This is a genomic window from Silicimonas lutimaris (genome assembly GCF_047314965.1).
Lineage (GTDB): Bacteria > Pseudomonadota > Alphaproteobacteria > Rhodobacterales > Rhodobacteraceae > JAVJUV01.
The window spans coordinates 95,067-114,869 of sequence record NZ_JBLBVK010000049.1 but is presented as its reverse complement, the minus strand read 5'-3'; the positions used below and the strand labels follow the sequence as shown (position 1 = coordinate 114,869).

General features: G+C 60.9%; 19 protein-coding genes. 13 read left to right on the top strand and 6 right to left on the bottom strand.

The window, feature by feature from the left end; genetic code table 11:
* Positions 1–4 precede the first annotated feature (4 nt).
* From ACKLNI_RS11590 to ACKLNI_RS11570, 5 genes are all read right to left on the bottom strand, one after another.
* Positions 5–1,033 (bottom strand): cysteine synthase A, encoded by a 1,029-nt coding sequence (locus tag ACKLNI_RS11590; RefSeq protein ID WP_413719227.1) that lies wholly within the window; start codon positions 1,031–1,033, stop codon positions 5–7.
* Positions 1,034–1,085: 52 nt separating this feature from the next.
* Entirely contained in the window at positions 1,086–2,240 is a 1,155-nt protein-coding gene (locus ACKLNI_RS11585) for an NUDIX domain-containing protein (protein WP_413719226.1), read from the bottom strand.
* Positions 2,204–2,650, bottom strand: coding sequence for a TrgA family protein (locus ACKLNI_RS11580; protein ID WP_413719225.1), 447 nt, complete (start codon positions 2,648–2,650; stop codon positions 2,204–2,206). Before ACKLNI_RS11580 ends, ACKLNI_RS11585 begins: the two co-directional genes overlap by 37 nt.
* A 7-nt stretch (positions 2,651–2,657) precedes the next feature.
* Positions 2,658–3,869, bottom strand: coding sequence for a class I SAM-dependent methyltransferase (locus ACKLNI_RS11575; RefSeq protein ID WP_413719224.1), 1,212 nt, complete (start codon positions 3,867–3,869; stop codon positions 2,658–2,660).
* A 200-nt stretch (positions 3,870–4,069) separates the two neighbouring features.
* Complete coding sequence (locus ACKLNI_RS11570; protein ID WP_413719223.1) at positions 4,070–5,680, bottom strand: NAD(P)H-hydrate dehydratase; 1,611 nt, start codon at positions 5,678–5,680, stop codon at positions 4,070–4,072.
* 215 nt (positions 5,681–5,895) lie between these two features.
* On the opposite strand from ACKLNI_RS11570, the gene ACKLNI_RS11565 reads away from it, so the two are divergent.
* From ACKLNI_RS11565 to ACKLNI_RS11530, 8 genes are all read left to right on the top strand, one after another.
* The gene (locus ACKLNI_RS11565; RefSeq protein ID WP_413719222.1) at positions 5,896–6,234 is read left to right on the top strand and encodes a P-II family nitrogen regulator; all 339 of its coding nucleotides are present in this window, start codon (positions 5,896–5,898) and stop codon (positions 6,232–6,234) included.
* Positions 6,235–6,285: 51 nt separating this feature from the next.
* The gene (glnA, locus tag ACKLNI_RS11560) at positions 6,286–7,692 is read left to right on the top strand and encodes a type I glutamate--ammonia ligase (RefSeq protein WP_413719221.1); all 1,407 of its coding nucleotides are present in this window, start codon (positions 6,286–6,288) and stop codon (positions 7,690–7,692) included.
* A 476-nt stretch (positions 7,693–8,168) separates the two neighbouring features.
* Entirely contained in the window at positions 8,169–8,417 is a 249-nt protein-coding gene (locus ACKLNI_RS11555) for a hypothetical protein (RefSeq protein WP_413719220.1), read from the top strand.
* A gap of 1 nt (position 8,418) precedes the next feature.
* The gene (locus ACKLNI_RS11550; RefSeq protein WP_413719219.1) at positions 8,419–8,829 is read left to right on the top strand and encodes a helix-turn-helix domain-containing protein; all 411 of its coding nucleotides are present in this window, start codon (positions 8,419–8,421) and stop codon (positions 8,827–8,829) included.
* Positions 8,829–9,302, top strand: a complete 474-nt coding sequence (locus ACKLNI_RS11545) for a hypothetical protein (protein ID WP_413719218.1) — start codon at positions 8,829–8,831, stop codon at positions 9,300–9,302. Before ACKLNI_RS11550 ends, ACKLNI_RS11545 begins: the two co-directional genes overlap by 1 nt.
* A gap of 796 nt (positions 9,303–10,098) precedes the next feature.
* Positions 10,099–11,190, top strand: coding sequence for an acyltransferase family protein (locus tag ACKLNI_RS11540; RefSeq protein ID WP_413719217.1), 1,092 nt, complete (start codon positions 10,099–10,101; stop codon positions 11,188–11,190).
* 504 nt (positions 11,191–11,694) lie between these two features.
* Positions 11,695–12,006 (top strand): DUF1330 domain-containing protein, encoded by a 312-nt coding sequence (locus ACKLNI_RS11535; RefSeq protein WP_413719216.1) that lies wholly within the window; start codon positions 11,695–11,697, stop codon positions 12,004–12,006.
* A gap of 384 nt (positions 12,007–12,390) precedes the next feature.
* Positions 12,391–12,795 (top strand): hypothetical protein, encoded by a 405-nt coding sequence (locus tag ACKLNI_RS11530; protein ID WP_413719215.1) that lies wholly within the window; start codon positions 12,391–12,393, stop codon positions 12,793–12,795.
* 183 nt (positions 12,796–12,978) lie between these two features.
* On the opposite strand, the gene ACKLNI_RS11525 is transcribed toward ACKLNI_RS11530, so the two are convergent.
* Positions 12,979–13,449: a nucleoside deaminase gene (locus ACKLNI_RS11525; protein ID WP_413719214.1), complete on the bottom strand. Its 471-nt coding sequence runs from the start codon at positions 13,447–13,449 to the stop codon at positions 12,979–12,981.
* Positions 13,450–13,938: 489 nt separating this feature from the next.
* On the opposite strand from ACKLNI_RS11525, the gene ccoG reads away from it, so the two are divergent.
* The 5 genes from ccoG to ACKLNI_RS11500 all read left to right on the top strand — a co-directional run bounded on the left by ccoG (position 13,939) and on the right by ACKLNI_RS11500 (position 19,760).
* A complete protein-coding gene (gene ccoG / locus ACKLNI_RS11520; protein ID WP_413719213.1) occupies positions 13,939–15,354 on the top strand; it encodes a cytochrome c oxidase accessory protein CcoG in 1,416 nt (471 codons plus the stop codon).
* Positions 15,351–15,806: a FixH family protein gene (locus ACKLNI_RS11515; RefSeq protein ID WP_413719212.1), complete on the top strand. Its 456-nt coding sequence runs from the start codon at positions 15,351–15,353 to the stop codon at positions 15,804–15,806. The genes ccoG and ACKLNI_RS11515 overlap by 4 nt, the downstream gene beginning before the upstream one ends.
* Position 15,807: 1 nt before the next feature.
* Positions 15,808–17,967, top strand: a complete 2,160-nt coding sequence (locus tag ACKLNI_RS11510) for a heavy metal translocating P-type ATPase (RefSeq protein ID WP_413719211.1) — start codon at positions 15,808–15,810, stop codon at positions 17,965–17,967.
* Positions 17,967–18,125: a cbb3-type cytochrome oxidase assembly protein CcoS gene (ccoS, locus tag ACKLNI_RS11505; RefSeq protein WP_413719210.1), complete on the top strand. Its 159-nt coding sequence runs from the start codon at positions 17,967–17,969 to the stop codon at positions 18,123–18,125. Before ACKLNI_RS11510 ends, ccoS begins: the two co-directional genes overlap by 1 nt.
* 243 nt (positions 18,126–18,368) lie before the next feature.
* Positions 18,369–19,760, top strand: coding sequence for a DegQ family serine endoprotease (locus ACKLNI_RS11500; RefSeq protein ID WP_413719237.1), 1,392 nt, complete (start codon positions 18,369–18,371; stop codon positions 19,758–19,760).
* The last annotated feature ends 43 nt before the right edge of the window (positions 19,761–19,803 follow it).

Below are 19,803 nucleotides of genomic sequence, written 5' to 3'. Positions count from 1 at the left end.
CGGGTCAGTCCATGAACACCGTCGGAAGGATGCGCTCCGGGCCGTCCATCCAGCGTGGAACGGGCAGGCCCTTGCCGCGCAGGAACTCTGGATTGAACAGCTTGGACTGGTAGCGGTTGCCATAATCGCAGAGGATCGTCACGATCGTGTGCCCGGGGCCCATTTCGCGCGCCAGCCGCATGGCGCCGGCCACGTTGATGCCCGATGACCCCCCAAGGCACAGGCCCTCGTTCTCCAACAGATCGAAAACGATGGGCAACGCCTCGTCATCTAGGATCTTGTAGACGAAATCGGGTGTGAAACCCTCGAGGTTCGCCGTGATGCGCCCCTGGCCGATGCCTTCGGTGATCGAGTCGCCCGCAGGCGGGTCCTGATCGGTGTAAAGCTTGTAAAGCCCCGAGCCACCGGGATCGGACAGTCCGACCTTTACGCCCTTCGGCTGCAAAACCTGCGCCACGCCCGCAAGCGTGCCGCCCGATCCGACCGCACAGGTGAACCCGTCAACCTTGCCTTCGGTCTGTTCCCAGATCTCGGGCGCGGTGCCCTCCACATGGGCCTGACGGTTGGCCACGTTGTCGAACTGGTTCGCCCAGATCGCGCCGTTGGGCTCCGACTGCGCAAGGCGCTCGGCCAGCCGCTGCGAATATTTCACGTAGTTGTTCGGGTTCTTGTAGGGAACCGCCGGAACCTGGACCAGCTCCGCGCCGCACAGGCGCAACATGTCCTTCTTTTCCTGGCTCTGGGTCTCCGGGATGACGATCACCGTCCGAAATCCCATCGACGCGCCCACCAGCGCCAGGCCGATGCCGGTATTGCCGGCCGTGCCTTCCACGATCGTCCCGCCGGGGCGCAGCGTGCCCTTGGCGATCGCATCGCGGATGATGAACAGCGCCGCGCGGTCCTTGACCGACTGGCCGGGGTTCAGGAACTCGGCCTTGCCGAGGATCTCGCACCCGGTCGCCTCCGATGGCCCTTTCAGGCGGATAAGCGGGGTGTTTCCGACAGCATCGGCAAGATCGGCGCGGACGTGCATGGGATGTTCCTCTCAGGTCGTCCCCCAGTCCTAGTGCGCGGAAGGGCGGGTTTCAATCCGCGCGACGTAAGGTCTCGCGCCGGCTGGCCAGCCAGAGTGCGCTGAGAACCAGTGGCGCGGTGTTGGCTGCGCCGGTTTCCAGAAACTCCATAAGCCGCTCGAACGGGATCACATGCGACATGATATCTTCGTTTTCGCTTTCCAGTCCTGCGGTTCGTCCGTCCTGCTCCGACAGGTCCGCAAGCGCGACGAAACTGTAAATGAACTCGCTGAAGGCGCTGGGCGAGGGGTAGTACTCCGCAACGCGGAACAGCTTGGTCGCAACCGCGCCGGTTTCTTCACGCAACTCCCGCAGCGCGGTCTCTTCCGGTGTTTCGCCCGGATCGATGCGCCCTGCGGCCGGTTCGATGGTCCAGGGGTTGCTGTCGCCCCGGACATAGACCCCGTGCCGGAACTGGCGGATAAGCAGGACGCAGTCCAGCTTGGGATCGTAGGGCAATATGGTTACCGCGTCGCCGCCAAGGAAGGTTGCACGGTTGACCATCTCCGAAAGACCGCCTCCGAAGGTAGGGAATTGCAGGTCATCCTCTCTCAGCGCGAAAAACTTGGTGTAGGGCTGGCGCGAGACGCTCAGGTTCACGTCCTCGACACGCATTTCCGGGCCGGCGGCATGAGGCGTCGGATTCGCTCCGGCCCGCAGCCGGCTGGCCGCACGCATGCGGATCTGGGGAAAGGCCGCCGCCGCCGCCTCGGGACTATGGGTCGCGATAAGGCTCATGTATTCCGTCGCGGCTTCGCGCGCATGCGTGCCGAAAACGTGCTGCCACTCGGGCAGGGACCACGGCTGGCCCTCGGCCCATTTTCCGGCGTCGGGGAAATAGACCAGAGACTCCAGTGCAACGCCGCCCGCGTTCACCGTCACCGGTTCCAGCGTGTAGTGAAAGCCAAGCTCGTAGAAATCCAGACGCGCTTTCGCGGCGTCGCCGACCTCGACGATCGCTCCCTCCGTGCGTGCGCCAGGGCGCCGGACGATCAGGGGAAAGCTCTCGTCCCTGGCCCAGACCGAGGCATGGTCGTCCAGAAGGGCAGGGCGCGGATTGAACGGCTCGCCGGCCACGATTGCGAACAATTCGGGGTCGCAGAGTGTGCCGTACAGGAATATCCGGTGGTTCACGACCAGCGTCGCGCGAAGAACTCGGTCAGCCATGCCACGAACAGCGCGCCGACCAGCGCGGGAACGACCACTTCGTCCACCGCGATCAGCTTCGCATAGGCAAGGAACAGCTCCGCCATGCCCTGCAGCGCATGCATCGCGCCGTCATAGCGCTGCGCCATCGACCGCAGGATCATCTTGTAGCCCGACCAGAACACAAGGCACCAGAACACGGTCGCGGCCAGGGTGGTCAGCCCGTAGCCGAAGGACTGGCGATAGGTATTGCCTGCGCCGCGGCCCATGATCGTCCATCCCATGACCAGCCCGATCAGGGCGTTGACAGGCGACAGCCAGCCGACGCGCGAGCCTTCGGTCTCCACCAGAAGCGGCTTTATGAGATCGCCAATGAAATAGGCCAATGCCGCGAAAACGATCGCGCCTATCAATTTTCCAGCAGTGGGCATCTGCTCTCTATCCCGGTTTTGTGACCGTTATTTGTGTCACATCGATAGATCCGGCATGAAAGCCCGCCGCGCAAGACGTTAGGTAAAAGTTCCACATTCTTTTGAAGCGATCGTCGAATCCAAGCAACGATATCTCGCTCCAGCGCTCGTTGAAGGTGTCGTGCCAGCGGCGCAGCGTCTGGGAATAGCTTTCCCCGAACTCGATGGATTTCATCACGTTCAGCCCCGCTTTCTCGATTTCGCTGCGCAAAACCGAGGGCGAAGGCAACATTCCACCGGGGAAAATGTACTTCTGAATGAAATCCACGCTTTTCCGGTAGGTCTCGAACCGGTGATCCTCGACCGTGATGATCTGCAGCGTGGCGCGTCGGCCGGGTTTCAGCCGCGCGCGCACCGTCTCGAAATAGACGGGCCAGTATTTCTCGCCTACCGCCTCGAACATCTCGATCGAGGCGATTCCGTCGTAAAGACCTTTCTCGTCGCGATAGTCCTGCAGCTTGATGTCGACCTTGTCCGACAACCCGGCCCTTTCCATGCGCTCGACCGCATAGTCATGCTGCTCCTGGCTGATGGTCAGGCCCGTAACCTTCAGGCCGCGCTCCTTTGCGGCATATTCGGCGAAGCCGCCCCAGCCGCAGCCGATCTCCAGAACGTGATCGCCCGGCTGGACGCCCATCTGGTCGACCATGCTCTTGTATTTCTGCGTCTGCGCCTTCTCCAGGCTTTCCTGCCCGGTTTCGAAGATGGCGGACGAATAGGTCATCGTGTCGTCCAGCCAGAGGCTATAGAAATCGTTGCCCAGGTCGTAGTGGTAGGAGATGTTTTTCTTCGCCTGGTCCTTGGTGTTGCGGTTCATCCAGTGCCGCAGCCGTTCCCAGAGCCGCACGATCTGCATGCCGCCGAACTCGTAGTACATCTCGTCATTGTCGGCGTGGATCACGTCCATGAAGGCCTGCAGGTCGGGGGTGGACCACCAGCCCTCCAGGTAGGCGTCGGCGAAGCCCAGGTCGCCCTCGCGGATCAGGCGGGCAAAGGTGTCGGGGTTGTGGATCTCGATCTCGGCAACGGGGCCGGGATTGGGGCCATCGACGCGGAAAACGCGCCCGTCCGGCAGCCGGAAATCGACCCGGCCGTTCTTCAGGCCCTTCGCAAGATTGAACACCGCCGAGAAATAGCGCGGCAGATCTGTCTGGCCGTCCAGCGTCGTGATCGGGCTCATGTCCCCTCGTCCCCCCGGTCCCTCTTGTCCGGATGAGACTAACGCAACCGTCCCGACCTTCAACCTTTTCGTAAGGATAGTTGCGTCGCCCCGCTTTGCGGGCCGACCCGCGCCGCGCGTGCCGCGCGGCGCAGAAGGGGGCGCCGCCCCCCTTGGCCTGACGGCCAATTCCCCCCGGAGTATTTCCGAAAAGAAGAAGCTCAGAGCCCGAGTTGCCGGAAGACCCGGGGCAGTTCCTCGGGCAGATCCTCGGCGATCAGTCCGGGCCCGAAGGACAGCGCGCATTCCGTGTGAAGCCAGGCGGCGGTCTCGGCCGCCTGCATGGGCGGGAAGCCACGGGCGAGAAGGCCGGTGATGAAGCCCGCCAGCACGTCGCCCGAGCCAGCGGTGGCGAGCCATGGCGCGGCGCGGTCATAGGCGCTGGAGTTGATGGCGCAACGCCCGGTCTGGTCGGCGATGACGGTGTCGGGGCCCTTGAAGAGCACGGTGCAGCCTGCCCGCGCCGCGGCCTCGCGCGTGGCGTCGACCTTGGAATAGGCGGGGCCGGCGGTGGCGGGGGCGTCGAGTTTCGCGGCTATATCCGGGAATATGCGGCGGAACTCGCCCGCGTGGGGCGTCAGCACGCAGTTTTCATGCAGCGCGTCGAACAACACTTCGGGGTTCCGCTCGAAGCGGGTGAGGGCGTCGGCATCGAGAACGGTGGCGCGGCTCGCCTTCAGCGCGGCAAGGACAAGCAGCTGCGTGTCGGCGCCGAGGCCCATGCCAGGGCCGAGGCAGAGCGCGTTGAGGCGGGTGTCTTCCAGAAGCTCCACCAGCCCCGGCGCACCGTCGAGCGTCTGGCACATGATCGCGGTGATGCTGGTCGCGACTTCCCAGAGCGCCTGTTGCGGGCAGGCCAGAGTGACAAGCCCCGCGCCGATGCGGAGCGCGCCACGCGCGGCGAGGCGGGCGGCGCCGGTCTTGCCGGGGCCGCCGGTGAGGATCAGGGCGTGGCCGTGGCTGTATTTGTGGTCGCCCAGTTTTGCGACGTTGAGATCTTCGCGTTCGATAAGCCGGACCGTTTGGCCCGGCGGCACGCCGGGCAGCCCCCGACCGCCCCCCCGGGCGGGGGCTTCACTCCCACCCGGCGGTCGAGGGCTGCCCTTGAGGCCTATTCCCTTGACGACAAGCTTTGCTGCCGCCCGCGGCCCATGCTCCAGGTAATGGCCGAGTTTGCACGCGTGAAAGGTAACAGTGAGCATAACCGGGAAGGGGCGCCCGAGGTCTTGTCCGGTATCTGAACTTAGCCCGGTAGGCATATCGACCGCGACGATAGGAGCGCCCCAGTCTTCGCCAATGTAGTAACCAGTTGCGGCATCCTTCACAGCGTCAGCCAAGAGATGCGGAAGATTTTCCAGTGGCCGGGACAGGCCGGTGCCAAAGAGCGCGTCGATAACCAAATCGGGATTGCTCATCAGCTTGTAGAATTGGTTTTCGTCAAGGTGAGTGGCCCCCAACTCCCTCCACCGCTCATAATTCACCCGTGCATCCGGCGGGAGCTTTTCGGGGTCGCCGTAGAGAAACACCTCCACCTCCCAGCCCCACTCTTTCAATAGCCGCGCAACAACGAACCCGTCGCCGCCGTTGTTGCCGGGACCGCAAAGCACTACCGCACGGTGCGACGTCGCCCGCAACTCCGGCCATTCCTCGAAGATCGCCTCGACCACGCCGCGCCCGGCGCGTTCCATCAGTTCCAGTCCCGTCACCTCGCCACTTTCAATGGCGGCTTGTTCGATGGCGCGCATCTGGGCGGCTGTCAGCAATTCGGTCATGGGCGCATCCTCCGACATCACTATTGAGAAATCCCTGACGCCGCCGCAAGCCGATGCAACCTGATTCATTTTTCGATGCATTTGACAGCGAGATGCACAAAATTTAAGCAGCACATGTCGAAAGACGCGAGCGATCGGGGGAGTCGGGGGCAGCATTGATTGTGGCCCCGCGCCGCCCGTGGTCTCACGCCTGAAAACCCAAGGGAGTCGGAGCCATGAAGAAAGTCGAGGCCATCATCAAACCGTTCAAGTTGGACGAGGTGAAGGAAGCTCTTCAGGAAATCGGCGTTCAGGGCCTGAGCGTCCTGGAGGTCAAGGGCTTCGGCCGTCAGAAGGGTCATACGGAACTGTATCGCGGCGCGGAGTACGTGGTCGACTTCCTGCCGAAGGTGAAGATCGAAGTCGTCCTGGGCGACGACCAGGTCGACGCCGCTATCGAGGCCATCATCGCGGCGGCCAAGACCGACAAGATCGGCGACGGCAAGATCTTCGTCTCGGACGTCAGCCAGGCCATCCGCATCCGCACAGGCGAGTCCGGCGAGGACGCGCTGTAATTCATCAATCGTAAGATTAACGGAACACTCGAAAGGGAAGAGGGTTATTCCATGAGCAAGAAGGACGTCTTGAAGACGATCAAGGACGAGGACGTCGAATACGTCGACATCCGTTTCACCGACCCGCGCGGCAAACTGCAGCACGTGACCGTTGTGGCGGACCTCGTGGACGAGGATTTCCTCGACGAAGGCTTCATGTTCGATGGTTCGTCCATCGCGGGCTGGAAGTCGATCGACCAGTCCGACATGAAACTGATGCCGGACACGACGTCGGTCTACATGGACCCGTTCTTCGCCGAGAAGACGATGGCGATCCACTGCAACGTGGTCGAGCCCGACACGGGCGAGCCCTATGAGCGCGACCCGCGCGGCACCGCGCTGAAGGCCGAGGCCTATCTCAAGTCCTCCGGCATCGGCGACGCGGCCTACATGGGTCCCGAGGCCGAGTTCTTCCTGTTCGACAACGTCAAGTACTCGATCTCGATGAACAAGGTGTCCTACGAAGTCGACGCGATCGACGGCGCCTGGAACACCGACACCGACTACGAGATGGGCAACATGGGCCACCGCCCGGGCGTCAAGGGCGGCTACTTCCCGCTCCCGCCGGTCGATGACGCGCAGGACATCCGCGCCGAGATGCTCTCGACCATGAAGCGCATGGGCATGAAGGTCGACAAGCACCACCACGAAGTGGCGTCCTGCCAGCACGAGCTGGGCCTCATCTTCTCGACGCTGACCGACCAGGCCGACCAGATCCTCAAGTACAAGTACGTCATCCACCAGGTCGCCCACGCCTATGGCAAGACCGCGACCTTCATGCCCAAGCCCATCGCGGGCGACAACGGCACCGGCATGCACGTCAACATGTCGATCTGGAAGGACGGCAAGCCACTCTTCGCGGGCGACAAGTACGCCGACCTCTCGCAAGAGGCTCTGTGGTACATCGGCGGCATCCTCAAGCACGCCAAGGCGCTCAACGCCTTCACCAACCCGGGCACCAACAGCTACAAGCGCCTGATCCCCGGCTTCGAGGCCCCGGTTCTGCGCGCCTATTCCGCCCGCAACCGCTCCGGCTGCGTCCGTATTCCGTGGACCGAAAGCCCGAAGGCCAAGCGCGTCGAGGCCCGCTTCCCCGATCCGTCCGCGAACCCCTACCTGGCGTTCTCGGCGCTCCTGATGGCCGGCATCGACGGCATCAAGAACAAGATCGATCCGGGCGAAGCCATGGACAAGGACCTCTACGATCTGCCGCCCGAAGAGCTGGCAGGCATCCCCACCGTCTGCGCGTCGCTGCGCGAGGCGATGGAGGAACTGGAGAAGGACATGGACTTCCTCCTGGCCGGCGACGTCTTCACCCGCGACCAGATCGAGGGCTACATGGATCTCAAGTGGGAAGAGATCTACGCCTTCGAACACACGCCGCACCCGGTGGAATTCAAGATGTACTACAGCTGCTGAGCTCTCCCTCTCGGCAGAGGTGCGATTGGGCGTCCCTTCGGGGGCGCCTTTTTTGTTGGGGGATCAGCGCTGTTTGCGAAGCGCAACGAGGCGCGGAATCAAGGCCGAAGGTCGCCGCTTTGGAGGCCCCGCGCTGACCTCCGACAGAAGAGGGACGTGGCCGGGACAAAGCGAACTGCTCAGGTGTCGCAGCGATCAGTTGGGCAGATTCTCTAGCTTTCCTTGACGTCTTGAGGCAAGGCTGTTGCATTAATTGCAACGATTTCTGCGGCGTTTCGGAACATCTTACTAACAACCCGTTGACTCGCCGCATATGTTGTTTAGCTATAGCTTAACTGAAAGTCGGGTACTCTGATTTGTTAGATGGATTCGTTAAGGTTGCTGAGGGAGCTTACTGTGAGGTTTGGTTTTCGCCCAAGACGTTGAAAACGTTCAAATCTGCGCCAGCCAATGACAGGGCGCGCATGGAGCGAATCTTGGACGAACTGAGTGAAGTCGGCTTTCGTGACTTGAATGAAAAGCAGTTCAAGACGGAGGGTCGGTTCCCGAGCGGGAATGGAGCCAACATTTTGATATACGCTGCAAAATCCTATCAGCTTCGCATTTATGGCGGTTTCACGAGCGGCACACCAAGGAAGTTTGTGTGCCCCGAAGGGGCGATTAAGAAAGACAACAAAGCAGACCAAAAGCAGCTCAAGAGAGTTGCTAAGAAAGTGGGAGAATAAAATGGCCATCAATAGTGAGTTTCTTGGGCCGCAAAAAGGAGAAGAGGAAGTCTATGCGATTGAAGCTTTGGTCTTCTCTACGCAGGTAGCGCTTCAAAGGGCGATGAACCGTAAAGGAGTAAGCAACAAAGAGCTGGCAGAACGCTTGGGAATGACTCCTGCGCGTGTATCGCAGATCTTCTCGACCAATGGCCCGAATTTGACCTTGAAGACGATCGCGCGGATCGCTCAAGCGCTTGGTGAAGATTTCGAGTTCGTACGTAAGCAGGAATTGAGAACTTCGCTTCCTGAGGAGAAGGCTAAAGGCTTTCGGTCGGTTGTGTTGCACATCAATCGTGGACTCACCCCTGCTATTTGGCAGGAACGCGCTGCCAACGCACCTGGCAACCGTGGACGGAAGATGGCGGCGTGATGGTCGATTCGAAAGAAAACGAACTGGTCTCGGCGGAGGAATCCGCCGAGTTCGACAATGGTGTCTACGCGGAAATCACAATAGCTGCCCGTCTACGGGACATCAGGCTGATTTCCTCGGAGTACTCGATTAAGCCTGAAGTATATGAAGCGCTGGAAGACCTCGAGAATATGGGGTTCTTCGGAGAACCTAGTGGCTATCATTTTGACATCGAAGCGGGGGTGATGATCGGCCATTATCAGTGGACCGCAGAGGTGAAGCTGGGACGAAAAAAGGTCCTCAAATTCACTTCCGAGTACCTTATTGCGTATTCGGGTTTGGCCGGCTTTGATGAGGATTATGTGAGGTTCTTTTTTCAAAAGGTGGGTCGGTTCGCGACCTACCCGTACTTCAGATCCGATTTTAGCCATCACATCTCGTCTTCCGGGATCATGCTCCCACCGCTCCCATCCCTGAACGAACGAGTGAACTGAAAATCGCCAAACAACAAATCTGGTGTGCGGCAGGCAGTTTTGCCTGCCGCTTTTTTCTTGTTCGCTCTAGCTTACGTTCTGTTCTCCAAATTCTCTCTCTCTCTCTGAAGGCGTCAAGCTCGCGCGTTGAGGCACAACGCAAGTCGTTGCACCTCGCCTAGTCTTTGGGGCGCCTATTGCCTCCCAAGCTGCTTTCAACGAGCGCTTGCCCCAAAAATCCCATTCACCCCCCATTAACCTTCCCTAACGCCAAACCACATCTGGTACCTGGCTCCGGCTCTGCCATACGGGTGCCATACGTCTTGCCGACGGTTTGCCGACGCTTTGCCGACCGGGGTTTGTGTCTGTTCCCCAATGAAACAAGGCCGATAACCCTTTGACCGTTCCCCGGAGTCCCCGCCCGCCGGACGTTGCCTGCGAACGCCCGGTTTTCCCTGCCTCTCAAGAATTAATGGGCAATGGACCAAACAGGAGGCCAGGTGTCGGGAAACGGTTCGGAGGGAAGTCCACGGCGCTTTCTTTCAGCGCGTCGCGCATTCCGGTTTACCCATCAGAAGAGATCGATGACGAGAGCGCAGGTTTCCATTTCTTGGCTCGATCAGATGTTGGAGCCGGAAGTTGAATCCGACCGACGTTAGGGGATGCATCACGCCATCCATTGTCACGCTCTTGAACGGTTCCATGAATTGCTCTATCCACCGAAATAGTAACGGGTTTTTCGGTATTTCCAGGATTGTTGGGCAGGGTCAGCTCCCGGGCAAAACGGTATGGAAACCGAGTAGAAGGAGGCGCACTTTTGGAACGCGAGACAGTTCTTGTGGAGCGCTTCTTCTGGGTCGATGCACTTCGCGGTCTCGCGGCGGTAGCCATCGTTGTCTTTCACTACCACCATTTCTACCTCGCCGATGCGTTTGGCCGGGGAGACCTGCCGCCGGTCGAGAGCTTTCCCTATGCCACCCTGCTCAAACCGCTTTACGGCCCCTGGGCCGCCAACGCGGTCGAGCTGTTCTGGCTGATCTCGGGCTTCGTCTTCGCGCATGTCTACACGCGCCGGGCGGCCACGGCCTGGGAGTTCGGCGTGGCGCGGTTCGCCCGGCTCTACCCGCTGCACCTTGCGACCCTGTTGTACGTCACAGGCCTGCAATGGGTCAGCCTTGCGCAGGCCGGACATTGGCAGGTTTACGGCAACAACGACCCCTGGCACTTCATTTTGCAGCTTTTCATGGCCTCGAACTGGCCGACCTTTTCCTGGGGGTTGAGCTTCAACGGGCCGATCTGGTCGGTCTCGCTGGAGGTGCTGGTCTATTGCGGGTTCTTCCTGTGCCTCGGGCTGCTGCGGCAGGCCCCGCTTCTGGCTTCTGCGGTTCTTTGTGCCCTTTGCTGGTGCTGGTTCTGGTGGCAGACCGAGCCGACCTTCTACCTCTCGCGCGGGGTCTTTCGCTGTGCCGGGTATTTCTTCCTCGGTGCGACGCTTTACGCGCTACGGCCCCATGCAGGGCTCGCCCGGGCCGGACTGCTGGCGGCGGTGGGGGCCGCAGCTGCAGTGGTAGGGAGTGTCTACGCGGCCGAGCAATGGATTATCGTCGGGGTCTCTGTGGCGGTGCTGTCGCTCTTTGCGGCGATGGACAGGGTTGCGCCAATGGCCGGGGAGCGGCTGAGCGCTTTGGGCGACATCAGCTACAGCCTCTACCTCGTCCATGTGCCGCTTCAGATGACGGTCCTGTTGCTGGCCGACCTCGCGTTCTCGGGGACTCGCGCCTTCTCGGACAGCCCGCTGACCTTGCCGCTCTACCTTCTCGCCTCTATCCTCACGGCACATGCTGCATATCGCTGGTTCGAGCGCCCGGTCGGCACGCAGATCCGCAGGCGGCTGTTGCGCGTTTCTTGACGCCCTTGTGAAGGCGACCGGTAAACTGCATCAGACCACGGGTCTGTCGACAACCTTCATTCCCCTTGAACAGCGTGACGATTTTTCCGGCATAGTCCGCTTTCTTCACTTACTGCGCATGCTCTTCAAGTAATGCCGGTGTAGTTCTGCGCGTTGCTTCTGATTGAACGAAGGAATTCTGGTCCGGACAAGAATAGGTCGAAACCGCAACAAGTTTGGGAAACCATCGTCATAACCCATTGATCGTGGCTGACTGCATTCGACGGAACGGAGTGCACCCTTCTCCGAGTTTTGTTGGGGTTTCTGGCCTTTTGGAAGCTTCCTGCGGACTGCCACATTTGCTGAAGCGGACCTGCCCGGCATGGCAACTTTGTCCCGCTGAGCGGTCGCTAGCCTGATTCCAAGGAAGGGCCGCTTCGAGCCCAGTTCACAAATTCCCAATTTGCCGGACCCGCGATATCGATCTAGGCTCCGCGCCATCGAACCAACCGAATGGGATGCACGATGTCCGCCTTTCTGATCGCCGACGAAATCATCACGGACCCCGATGTCTTTGAGGAGTACAAGCGTGCCGTTCTTCCGCTGATCATCAAGTTCGGTGGGCGCTTCGTATCCCGCGGGGGCGATTTGGAAGTACTGGAAGACGGGAAAGACTGGTCTCCGGGGCGTATGGTCATCATCGAGTTTCCGAGCATGGCGGCGCTCAGGGACTGGTATCATTCCGATGAGTACGCTCCGGTTCGGGACATTAGACTTCGCTCCGCCACAAGTACTCTGGTGGCCCTGGATGCAGGCTCTGCCGCGCCAGGGAGCTAAAGGCGGGAGCGTAGCGCCCCAATAAGAAGTGCACCAACACGCGCGCTGTCCACGAACGGGCCATGGTGTTGCCCGCTATCGATGCACTTACGGCTATCGCTCTGCTTCGAGTTCGGAGCCCGAGGAATTTGGATACGTTTCTGTCGCTCTGTATATGACGGAAATCGAGGCCTCTCTGGGATATCCATTAAGCAGCTGACGAAATGGTTTGATGCGCATCAATGTGCCGGGAGACTGCTTGCATTAAAGAGTCCACGTTCGGCGTTGATGCATGAAGCAAGAGCGTCGGTAAGTCTTTGTCGAGCTTGGCTTCTGACATGACGACGGCAGCGTCCCCGGAGTGCGGCGCGGTGCCGTACAGGGGATACTTTGCGGGAGGTTATCATGCCGCAAGTTTCTCAGCACTACTTCAAGGCCTCCGCTCTCTTTCTCCTCGCCAGCATCGCCATCGGCCTGCAAATGTCGATCAGTGGCGAGCACAATGTCGCTGGGGCTCATGCCCATATGAGTCTGCTCGGTTGGGTATCATGCGCGATCTTTGGGGCTTACTTTGCCCTGAACAAGGAAAAAGCAAAGTCTGTTTGGACAGCGGTGCAGTTTTGGATCGTTGTCGTGTCCTGTGCCGTTATGACGGGAGCGCTTTATCTTCTGCTTCTTGGCAATACGGCAATGACACCAGTCGTCGCCGCGGGTTCGATTGCCTACGCCGTAGGGGCGACCTTGTTTGCTTGGATCGTCTTTTCTCGTCAGGAGGGAGATGTGGCAGTAGGCGGTCACGCACACGGCTGACATTCGGCAGTAGACTCAGTGAGCTGCCTTCCTCCTGGATCGGCGGCTCACTTTGTTGTGCAGCAAAATCTCTCGAATTCCTGATGGAGCGAAGTGCTGCTTCGTTCCCCATTGCGGTCTAGCGACTGGAACCATCAAACAACGGCCCTGAGCCCTCGCACAACTTTCTAGATGACCCGCCTGCTAGCGCCGCCAGAAATCGCGATGCGGGCCGAGAAGCTGGTCGTAAATCTCGGGAAAAGGTCCGTGCACCTCGATCTTCTTTTGGCCATGGCTCAGGACGGTGCGCGAGGGTAGGTTTATGGTCGGATTGGCCGGATGATCTCCCGTCAGTTCGAGGAGCTTCACTTCTTCGAAACCAAAGACCAAGCGACCGATGTTGGCCCAATAGAGCTTCCCCGTGCACATGGCGCAAGGTTCACCAGTGGAAACCAATGTGCACGTCCACAGGAAATCGGGAGCGTACTCGGCTGCGGCGCGGCGCGCGAGCTCGGTCTCGGCATGATGGACCGTGTCGATGTTACCCTGCCGCATCAGGATTGCGTCGTCGGGGCCGACCAATACAGCCCCAAACGGGTGGTGGCCATGTGATGCGGCCGATTTTGCAACCTCATTGGCTGCATGAATGTGGATAATCATCTGGTCGCGGGTCAAGTCTAGCCTTCTCTATTGCTACGGAAGAGCCCGAAACGTGACCTCCAGAGGCCAGCGTGACGACACAAAAACTAACGATTGCTGAGATTACCAAAGTGGATGGGATCTCAATATCAGAAAGTTGGTCCTGCACATAGCCAGAATTAAGCTAATCAATCGATTGAAAGAACACAGATTGCCATCGCATAGCGAAAAGTCCGCTTTCCCTAATTCAGCCTCCGCTAACCTTCCCTAACGCCAAACCACATCTGGTACCCGGCTCCGGCTCTGCCATACGGGTGCCATACGTTTTGCCGACGGTTTGCCGACGCCTTGCGGACCGGGGTTTGCGCCTGTTCCCCAACGAAACAAGGCCGTTAACCCTTTGACCGTTCCCCGGAGTCCCCGCCCGCCGGACGTTGCCTGCGAACGCCCGGATTCCTTGACCCAAATCAATGTCCGGGGGGGCGGGACCTGACAGAAAACACTCGCGAACAGAGTCAGGTTTTCATGTCAGTCGATCAGCCCGAAGTCCTTTACGCCGCCCGCGAACCTGTCTTCCCGAGACGGGTAAGTGGCCGTTTTCGAACGCTTAAATGGTGGATCATGGGCATCACGCTCGGCATCTACTACCTGACACCCTGGATCCGCTGGGACCGCGGGCCGAACCTCCCTGATCAGGCCGTGCTGATCGACATGGCCGGGCGCCGCTTCTATTTCTTCTGGATCGAGATCTGGCCCCACGAATTCTACTTCGTCGCCGGTCTTCTGATCATGGCGGGGCTCGGCCTTTTCCTCTTCACCTCCGCCCTGGGCCGCGTCTGGTGCGGCTACGCCTGCCCCCAGACCGTCTGGACCGACCTCTACATTCTCGTCGAGCGTTGGATCGAGGGCGACAGGAACGCCCGCGTCCGACTGTGGAAATCGAAATGGGATCTCCATAAGTGGCGGTTAAGATTGACAAAATGGACAGTCTGGCTGCTGATCGGCCTCGCCACCGGCGGGGCGTGGGTGTTCTACTTCACCGATGCGCCAACGCTCGCCCGCGACCTCGTCACCTTCAACGCGCACCCCATCGCCTACACCACTATCGGCATCCTGACGGCCACCACGTTCCTCTTCGGCGGCCTCGCCCGCGAACAGGTCTGCATCTACATGTGCCCTTGGCCTCGCATCCAGGCGGCGATGATGGACGAGGACACGATCACCGTTGCGTACCGCGACTGGCGCGGCGAGCCGCGCGGCAAGGGCAAGGACCGCGAGAACCTCGGTGACTGCATCGATTGCAACGCCTGCGTGAACGTCTGCCCCATGGGCATCGACATCCGGGACGGCCAGCAGCTTGCCTGCATCACCTGCGCTCTGTGCATCGACGCCTGCGACGACGTCATGGACAAAATCGGCAAACCGCGCGGTCTGATCGACTATATCGCCCTGACCGACGAAACCCGCGAACGCGCGGGCGGGCAGGCCAAGCCTATTTTCCAGCATGTTCTGCGCTTACGCACCTTGGTCTACACTGGCCTCTGGAGTGCCGTCGGTCTTGCCCTTCTGTTCATGCTGTTCGTGCGCGCCGAGATCGACGTTACCGTCGCGCCAATCCGAAACCCGCAATTCGTCACCCTCTCGGACGGCTCGATCCGGAACGCCTATGATATCCGGCTGCGCAACAAGCACGGTGATGACAGGCCCTTCCGTATTCACGTGACAGGCGACCTCGCCTTAAGGGCCGAACTGGAAGGAACGCTTTACGACTCCGTCACGGTCCCGGCGAACGAAACCCTTCTGCAAAGGGTGTATGTGATCGCGCCGGGCGGCTCCGCTCCAGCTACCTCCGAGCGTACCGAATTCCGCTTCTGGGTCGAGGATCTCATCTCGGGCGAGCGGGTGCACAGCGATACTGTCTTCAACGGAGCAACTCAATGACAACGCGCGAAATCACTGGAAAGCACGTCTTGATCGGGATGGTCGCCGCGTTCGGCGTCATAATCGCCGTGAATATGACACTTGCCTTCAAAGCCGTCGGAACTTTTCCCGGCCTGGAGGTCAAGAACTCCTATGTGGCAAGCCAAAGTTTCGACGCCCGCCGTGCGGCACAGGATGCCCTTGGCTGGGACGTCGCTGCGGAAATCGATGAAGACATGCTGACGATCAAGATCGTTGATTCCGACGGTGCACCCGTCGAGCCACAGACGATCTCGGCCATGCTGGGACGTCCGACGATCGCAAGGGACGACCAGGTTCTCGACCTGCAGGGCGCGCGTGGCGTTTTCCTTGCAGAGGTTCAGCCCGAACCCGGTGCATGGACAATCAAGCTCAATGCGACAAGCGCATCCGGCGTCGAGTTTTCCAAACGGCTGGAGCTTTGGGTGCGCTGAGATGAGCCTGGCCGAACATCCCTCACTTTCGGCCTGTCCGGCCTGTGCTGCGGCCCCGGCGGCGCAGCAAATGAATGGCTCGATCACGAGCCCGAACATCCAGTTGTCGCTCCCGACGATCCATTGCGCGGGTTGCATTTCGGGGGTCGAGCGTGCACTTTCGTCGGTCGATGGTGTCAGGGAAGTGCGGGTCAATCTGACCCGAAAGCGGGTTCAGGTTGCGGCGAATGCCGATATCAGTGCCGAGGAACTGGTCGGCGTGCTGGCGGATGCCGGATACGAGGCGCATGAGTTGGACGCCGACGCGGTAATGTCCGGTTCCGGAGACGGCGCGGCACGCGACTTGCAGATGCGCCTCGGCGTTGCCGGCTTTGCGATGATGAACGTAATGCTGCTTTCCGTGGCCGTTTGGTCGGGAGCGACAGAGGCCACGCGCGACCTGTTTCACTGGATCTCAGCGCTCATCGCTCTTCCCACAGTCGCGTTTTCCGCCCAGCCATTTTTCAAAAGCGGTTGGGGAGCGCTGCGGGGACGGCGCCTGAATATGGATGTCCCGATTTCGCTGGCTATCCTCCTGGCCTCCGGCATGTCCTTGTACGAGACGGCCTATGGTGGCGAGCACGCCTATTTCGACGCAGCCCTGTCGCTGACCTTCTTCCTGCTTGCCGGTCGCTACCTTGATCAGCGCACCCGGCTTGCCGCACGGTCGGCAGCAGCCGAGCTGACCGCGCTGGAGGTGCCGCGTGCTCTTCGTGCGAACGGCCAGACTGTGGCAGTGTCGGACATCCGGGCCGGAGACGAGATTCGCGTACTTCCTGGGGCGCGCTGTCCGATCGACGGAGTCGTTGTTGAGGGTATAAGCGAGGTTGACCGTTCGCTGATCACGGGAGAAAGCCTGCCCGAACCGGCCGCCCCCGGGCAGTCGATCAACGCGGGCGAGACGAACCTTACAGGACCGCTTGTCGTGCGGGCTACCTCGGCCGGCACCGATACATCGCTCAGGCGCATGGCCGACCTTGTCGCAGTCGCCGAGAATGCGCGCAGCCGATATGTCTCACTGGCGGATCGCGCTGCCCGGATCTATGCCCCCGCAGTTCATCTTCTGGCGCTGATGGCGTTCATCGGTTGGATGACGGCCACGGGCGACCTGCGGCTTTCTCTGAACATCGCCGTTGCCGTGCTGATCATCACCTGTCCCTGCGCCTTGGGCCTTGCCGTGCCGGCGGTATCCACCGCCGCTTCCGGTCGCTTGTTCCGGCACGGGCTTCTCGTCAAGAACGCGACCGCTCTGGAGAGGCTGGCCGAGGTCACCCATGTCGTCTTCGACAAGACCGGCACGCTGACCGAAGGTCACCCGCATCTGGATGACCATGACGCCACCAACGCGCAGGCATCCGTCGCCGTCGCGCTGGCCGAGGCTTCGGCGCACCCGCTTGCGTTAGCCTTGCGCAACGGACTCAGGCTTGCACCAGCCAAAGTCACTCAACTGCGCGAGGTGCCGGGATACGGCGTCGAAGGGCTTTGGCAGGGGCAGCCCGTTCGGCTAGGGCGCGCCGATTGGGTCGGCGCCCAGGCCGGCGGTGGGACTGCAACATGGCTGCGCATCGGCGACACGAGGTCCGTGGCGTTTCGCTTCCGTGACACACCGCGCAAGGGAGCTGCCGAGGCGGTGGCGGCATTGCGGAAAGCGGGCTGTGAGATCGAGCTCTTGTCGGGCGACACGGCCGAAGCGGTCGCCGACTTGGCGGACACGGTTGGAATCGACAACTGGAAGTCCGGTCTGCGGCCGGAGGACAAGGTCGCCCGTGTGCGCGCGCTTGCCGCAGCCGGTGCGCGTGTCCTGATGGTCGGCGACGGGTTGAACGACACGGCCGCTCTGGCCGAAGCTCATGCCTCCATTTCTCCCGCATCCGCCCTGGACGCCAGCCGCACGGTCAGTGACATCGTGCTCTTGGGTAGCGATCTTTCGGGAATCGGAGAAGCGGTTACCACAGCGCGTTCCGCGACGCGGCGGATAATCGAGAACTTCGCGATCGCCGCCATGTACAACCTTGTCGCCATTCCGCTTGCGCTGGCTGGTTTTGCCACCCCGCTTGCTGCCGCATTGGCCATGTCCGGTTCTTCCATTATGGTGACCTTGAACGCGATGAGGTTGCGCTGATGGACGTGCTTGTCTTCCTGATACCCGTTTCTCTCGGTCTTGGCCTGCTGGGCCTTCTCGCGTTCTTCTGGGCGCTCAAGACCCGTCAGTTCGAGGACCCCGAGGGCGACAGGCATCGGGTGCTGCGCAACGATTACGACGATCATCCCAAGCAGTGAACCCGGAGTCAGATGCGCGGTATCCCGCCGTCTGGAGCCGCACACGGGAAGTTCACAGCGAGGTGAAAGTGCGCGATCACTCTTTGGCTTGTGCGTCTTTGCACCTATCTATCTACTCAGACTTCAGAGACGCGCCACGTTGGCGCTCCCGAGCAGACACAGGAGGTTGGAGTGAACGCAATTGCACTCTCTCGTCGCCGGACAGTACAGCATACACAGTACATCTGGCTCTTTATCCTGAGCATGGCCTTCGTCATCGCCCAGGCTTTGACGGCTGCGGCTCAGTCACGGCCGGACACCTTCGCCGATCTGGCCGAAAAGGTCAGCCCGGCGGTCGTGAACATCACCACGTCTACAACGGTTGCGGCCTCGACCGAGCCCGGTCCGATCGTCCCGGAAGGGTCTCCGTTCGAGGACTTTTTCCGCGACTTCATGGACCGTAACGGCCCGAACGGCCAAAGCCCCCGCCGCAGTCAGGCTCTCGGCTCCGGGTTCGTGATTTCCGAAGATGGCTTCATCGTAACCAACAACCACGTCATTCAAGGCGCGGACGAGGTTCTGATCGAGTTCTTCGAAGGGTTCGAGCTCGACGCCAAAATCATCGGCACCGATCCGAACACCGACCTCGCCCTTCTCAAGGTCGACTCCGACAAACCGCTCAAGTTCGTCAGCTGGGGTGACAGCGAGGCGGCCCGCGTCGGCGATTGGGTCATGGCCATGGGCAACCCGCTTGGCCAGGGCTTCTCGGTCTCCGCAGGCATCGTGTCGGCGCGTGGCCGTGCCCTTTCAGGCAGCTATGACGACTACATCCAGACCGACGCCGCTATCAACCGCGGCAACTCCGGCGGCCCGCTGTTCAACCTGAGCGGCGAGGTGATCGGGGTGAACACGGCGATCCTGTCTCCGAACGGTGGCTCGATCGGCATCGGCTTCGCGATGTCCAGCCGTGTGGCCGAGAACGTCATCGCACAGCTTCGCGACTTCGGTGAAACCCGCCGTGGCTGGCTGGGCGTCCGTATTCAGGATGTCACAGATGACCTCGCCGAAGGGCTTGGACTGGCCGAAGTTCGTGGCGCACTGGTCACCGATGTGCCTGAAGGTCCGGCCCTTGAGGCAGGCATGGAGGCGGGCGACGTGATCCTGTCCTTCGACGGTGTCGAGGTCGACGATACCCGCAGTCTCGTGCGTCAGGTGGGCGAGACCACTGTGGGCAAGGAAGTGCGCGTTCTCGTCTTCCGCGACGGCAAGACTGAAACCCTGCGCGTGACCCTCGGCCGCCGTGAAGACGCCGAGCGTCCGATCCCGGCCTCGGTGAACTCGACCGATCCTGTCACGGGAGATATCCTGGGCCTCACGGTCAGCAACATGACTGATGAACTGCGCGAGCAACTGGGGTTGTCCGACGACGCCGAAGGCCTCGTGGTCGCAGATGTCGCGGAAGACAGCGAGGCTTACGAAAAAGGCCTTCGTGCGGGCGATCTCATCACCGAGGCTGGGCAGGAAAAGGTGGCCAGCGTGAAGGATCTTGAAGACCGCATCGAGGAAGCTCGTGAGGCGGGCCGCAAGTCGCTTCTCCTTCTCGTGCGCCGGGACGGTGATCCGCGCTTTGTGGCTCTGTCTCTAGAAGACAGCTGATCGTAGTGCTACATGCTGAAAAGGGCGTCCGTTCGGGCGCCCT